Genomic DNA, 4,117 nt, shown 5'->3' with positions numbered 1-4,117 from the left:
GGGGCTCGGTGGTCGAGGACGCGGGACCCGGTGGCGGCGCACCCAGGACCGCGGCTGCCGCACCCTCGCGCGGCCCGGCCCGGCCCATCAGCGAGATCCCCAGCGAGACCGCGCAGGCCCGGCCGACGGGGGTCGACGAGCTCGACCGCGTGCTCGGCGGGGGTCTGGTGCCCGGTGCTGTCGTGCTGCTCGCGGGCGAGCCGGGCGTCGGCAAGTCGACCCTGCTGCTGGACGTGGCCGCACGCGCGGCCCGCGGCGGGCGGCGCGTGCTCTACGTGACGGGCGAGGAGTCGGTCGCACAGGTCCGGCTGCGCGCGGACCGCATCCGCGCGCTCGACCCGAACCTGCTGCTGGCCGACGAGACCGACCTCGCGAGCGTGCTCGGGCACATCGAGCAGTCCGCGCCGGACCTGTTCGTCCTCGACTCGGTGCAGACCGTCGCGTCCACGCAGGTCGAGGGCTCGGCGGGCGGCGTCGCGCAGGTGCGCGAGGTCAGCTCCGCGGTGATCCAGGCCGCCAAGTCCCGCGACATGCCTGCCGTGCTCGTCGGGCACGTGACCAAGGACGGGTCGGTCGCGGGCCCGCGCACGCTCGAGCACCTCGTGGACGTGGTCTGCCAGTTCGAGGGTGAGCGGCACTCGCGCCTGCGGCTCCTGCGCGCGACCAAGAACCGCTACGGCCCCACGGACGAGGTCGGGTGCTTCGACCTGTCGGAGTCGGGCATCGTCGGCCTGCCCGACCCGTCCGGGCTGTTCGTCTCGCAGGCGCTGCACGCCGTCCCCGGCACGTGCCTGACGGTGACGCTCGAGGGTCGCCGCCCGCTCGCGGTCGAGGTCCAGGCGCTCGTCGCGCCCTCGGCGTCTCCCAACCCGCGGCGCACGACGAGCGGCGTGGACTCCGCGCGGCTCGCGATGGTGCTCGCGGTGCTGCAGCGCCGCCTCGGCGCGCGGCTCGCGGACCAGGACGTCTACCTGTCCACGGTGGGCGGCGCGCGCGTCGTGGAGCCCGCGGGCGACCTCGCGCTGGCCCTCGCCGCGATCGGGTCGCGCGAGGACGTCGCGCTGCCGCGCGGGCTCGTCGCGCTCGGCGAGGTCGGGCTCGCGGGCGAGATCCGCGCGGTGCCCGGCGTGGGGCGGCGGCTCGCGGAGGCGGCCCGGTTGGGCTTCCGGCGGGCGATCGTTCCTGCCTCGTCGGTCGACGACCTGGTGCCCCCGGACGGCGTCCACGTGCTCGGTGCGACGGACCTCGCGCACGCCGTCCAGCTCGTCGGGGCCGTGGGTTCACCCGCGGCCGCCGGGCAGTCGGTCCGGGCCTGACCGGTCGCATCGTTACCATCGTCGCGTGGCCGCCTTGCACTCTCCCGACGACCTGCTGCGATCGACGCTCGCAGCGGTCGCGCCCGGCAGCGCCCTGCGCGACGGTCTCGAGCGCATCCTGCGGGGCCGCACGGGTGCGCTGATCGTGCTCGGCTTCGACAAGACGGTCGAGAGCATCTGCTCCGGCGGCTTCGTGCTCGACGTCGAGTTCTCGGCCACCCGCCTGCGCGAGCTGTGCAAGATGGACGGCGCCGTCGTGGTCGACCGCGACATCAGCCGCATCGTGCGCGCCGCGGTCCAGCTGCTGCCGGACGTCACGATCGAGACCTCCGAGTCCGGCACGCGGCACCGGACCGCCGAGCGGGTCGCGAAGCAGACCGGCCTGCCGGTGATCTCGGTGTCCGCGTCGATGCGGATCATCGCGCTCTACGTCGGCAACCAGCGCTACGTGCTCGAGGACTCGACCACGATCCTGTCCCGTGCCAACCAGGCGCTCGCGACGCTCGAGCGTTACAAGACCCGCCTCGACGAGGTGTCCGGCACGCTGTCCGCGCTCGAGATCGAGGACCTCGTGACGGTCCGCGACGTCTCCGCGGTGGTCCAGCGCCTCGAGATGGTCCGGCGCATCTCCGACGAGATCGAGAGCTACGTCGTCGAGCTCGGCACCGACGGTCGTCTGCTCGCGCTGCAGCACGACGAGCTCGTCGGGACGATCGGCTCCGACCGTGAGCTCGTCATCCGCGACTACCTCGACCAGTCCCGCGTCGGCCTCGACGCCGTGCTCAGCTCGCTGGCCGACCTCGACTCGACCGAGCTGCTGGACATCGCCCGGATCGCCCGCGTGCTCGGCCTGCCCGGGGGCGGTGACGCGCTCGACGCCGCGGTCGGGCCCCGCGGCTACCGCCTGCTCTCGCGCGTCCCGCGCCTGCCGGGGACGATCGTCGACCGGCTCGTCGCGCACTTCGGCGGCCTGCAGAAGCTGCTGGCCGCGGGCATCGACGACCTCATGGCGGTCGACGGCGTGGGCGAGCAGCGGGCGCGTGCGGTGCGCGAGGGCCTGTCCCGGCTCGCCGAGTCCAGCATCCTCGAACGCTACGTCTGACCCGTTCGCCTGACCCGCTCGCTCTGTCGGACGCGCGCCCGCGCCGGCCGCTCCGCGCCCGCGCCGTTCGCTCGGCGTCGGCTCAGCGCAGGTCGAAGACGGCCTTGCCGACGGTCTCGCCGCCGAGCCTGAGCTTGGCGGTGTACGTCCCGGCGCGCGGCGCGTCGCCGCCGGACGTGCACCCCTTCGCCGAGCGGACGCGCGGCCACGTGTAGACCTCGTCGCTGGGTGCACCGGGCCCGAGCAGGAGCGGGCGGCTCGCGGGCTCGGCGGGCAGGCAGTGGGAGCTCGACCAGACGAGGTCGTCGCCGGACGACACCGCCACGCGACGGTTGGCGTCGCCCGCCTCGAGCAGGCACGCCTCGTCGCCGGTGTTGGTCACGGTGATGCGGAACGCGGGCTTGTCCCCGCCCGAGTACGCGTCCGCGGTCGCCTCGAACTCGACGTCGAGCGAGTCGGGCACGCACACCGGCACGCCGGCCGCGCTGGCAGCCTCCTCGGCCGCGGACCGGACCTCGTCGTCCGACGTGGCGTCGTCGTCCTCGGACGAGCTCGCGCTGCTCCCCTTCGTCCCCTTGTCGGTCGCCTTCGTCGTGGCTTTCGTCGTCGCCTTCGCGGTGCTGGTCGCGGTGGTCTGCGCGCGTGGGGTCGTCCCGTCGGACGAGCTGCGGCCCAGGAACCACCAGACGACGAACGCGACGAGCACGAGCGGCACTGCGACGACGATCAGGCGGCGCACCACGTAGACGCGGCGCGGCAACGGCGCCCGCGGCGCACCGGGCCGTCGGCCTGCTCCACTGCCCTGAACCACGTCCTGCTCCTCGCCCGTGCCGTCGTCGTCGCCCACCGTACGAGTCGCGCGCACCCCCGCGGCGCCCCGGCCCCCGGCGCGCCGCGGATCGGACATCAGACTTTGGCAGGATGCGGGGATGACCCGCCCGTTCTCCTCGTCGTCGCGCGTCGGGGCGACCCTCGTCGCCACCGACGCGGGCACCGCAGCGGACCTCGTCGCGGACGTCGTCGGCTGGTACGACGAGCACGCACGCGACCTGCCGTGGCGCGCACCCGACCGCACGCCGTGGGGCGTGCTGGTCAGCGAGGTCATGCTGCAGCAGACGCCCGTGGTCCGCGTCGAGCCCGCGTGGCGCGCGTGGATCGAGCGCTGGCCGACGCCGGCCGACCTCGCGGCCGCACCGACCGCGGACGTGCTGCGGGCCTGGGACCGGCTGGGCTACCCGCGCCGCGCGCTGCGCCTGGTGCAGTGCGCGCAGGCGGTCGTCGAGCGGCACGCGGGTCACGTCCCCGACGACGAGGATGCGCTCCTGGCCCTGCCCGGCGTCGGCGCGTACACCGCCGCGGCGGTGCGGTCGTTCGCGTTCGGCCGGCGTGCCGTGGTGCTGGACACCAACGTGCGCCGGGTCCTGGCGCGCGCGGTCGACGGTCACGCGCTCCCGGCCCCGACCCAGACGCGTGCGGAGGTCGCGCGTGCGGCGGCCCTGGTCCCCGCGGACGACGCGGGCGCCGCGCGCTGGGCGCAGGCGAGCATGGAGCTCGGCGCGCTCGTGTGCACCGCCAGGTCGCCGCGCTGCGAGGTCTGCCCGCTGGTCTCGTCGTGCGCGTGGGTCGCGGCGGGGCGGCCCGCCGACCAGCATGCGCACCGCCGCCGGACGCAGGCGTGGGCGGGCACCGACCGGCAGGG

4 protein-coding genes are annotated in these 4,117 nt (G+C 75.4%); 3 read left to right on the top strand and 1 reads right to left on the bottom strand.

Annotated features, from left to right (window positions below; translation table 11 throughout):
* Positions 1 to 1,316 (top strand): DNA repair protein RadA (gene radA / locus CWIS_RS07960; protein ID WP_048342734.1); only part of this gene is annotated, 1,316 nt, incomplete at its 5' end.
* A gap of 25 nt (positions 1,317 to 1,341) precedes the next feature.
* Positions 1,342 to 2,418: a DNA integrity scanning diadenylate cyclase DisA gene (gene disA, locus CWIS_RS07955; RefSeq protein ID WP_048342719.1), complete on the top strand. Its 1,077-nt coding sequence runs from the start codon at positions 1,342 to 1,344 to the stop codon at positions 2,416 to 2,418.
* Between the two features lie 82 nt (positions 2,419 to 2,500).
* Here the strand turns inward: disA and CWIS_RS07950 are convergent, their stop codons facing one another.
* A complete protein-coding gene (locus CWIS_RS07950; RefSeq protein ID WP_053071621.1) occupies positions 2,501 to 3,265 on the bottom strand; it encodes a hypothetical protein in 765 nt (254 codons plus the stop codon).
* Between the two features lie 82 nt (positions 3,266 to 3,347).
* Between CWIS_RS07950 and CWIS_RS07945 the strand changes: the two genes are divergently transcribed.
* The coding region (locus CWIS_RS07945; RefSeq protein WP_048342718.1) for an A/G-specific adenine glycosylase at positions 3,348 to 4,117 on the top strand (770 nt) is incomplete at its 3' end.

The organism is Cellulomonas sp. A375-1 (genome assembly GCF_001040865.1).
Lineage (GTDB): Bacteria > Actinomycetota > Actinomycetes > Actinomycetales > Cellulomonadaceae > Cellulomonas > Cellulomonas gelida.
The sequence above is the reverse complement of the archived record's forward strand: the minus strand, read 5'-3'. Positions and strand labels throughout refer to the sequence as shown.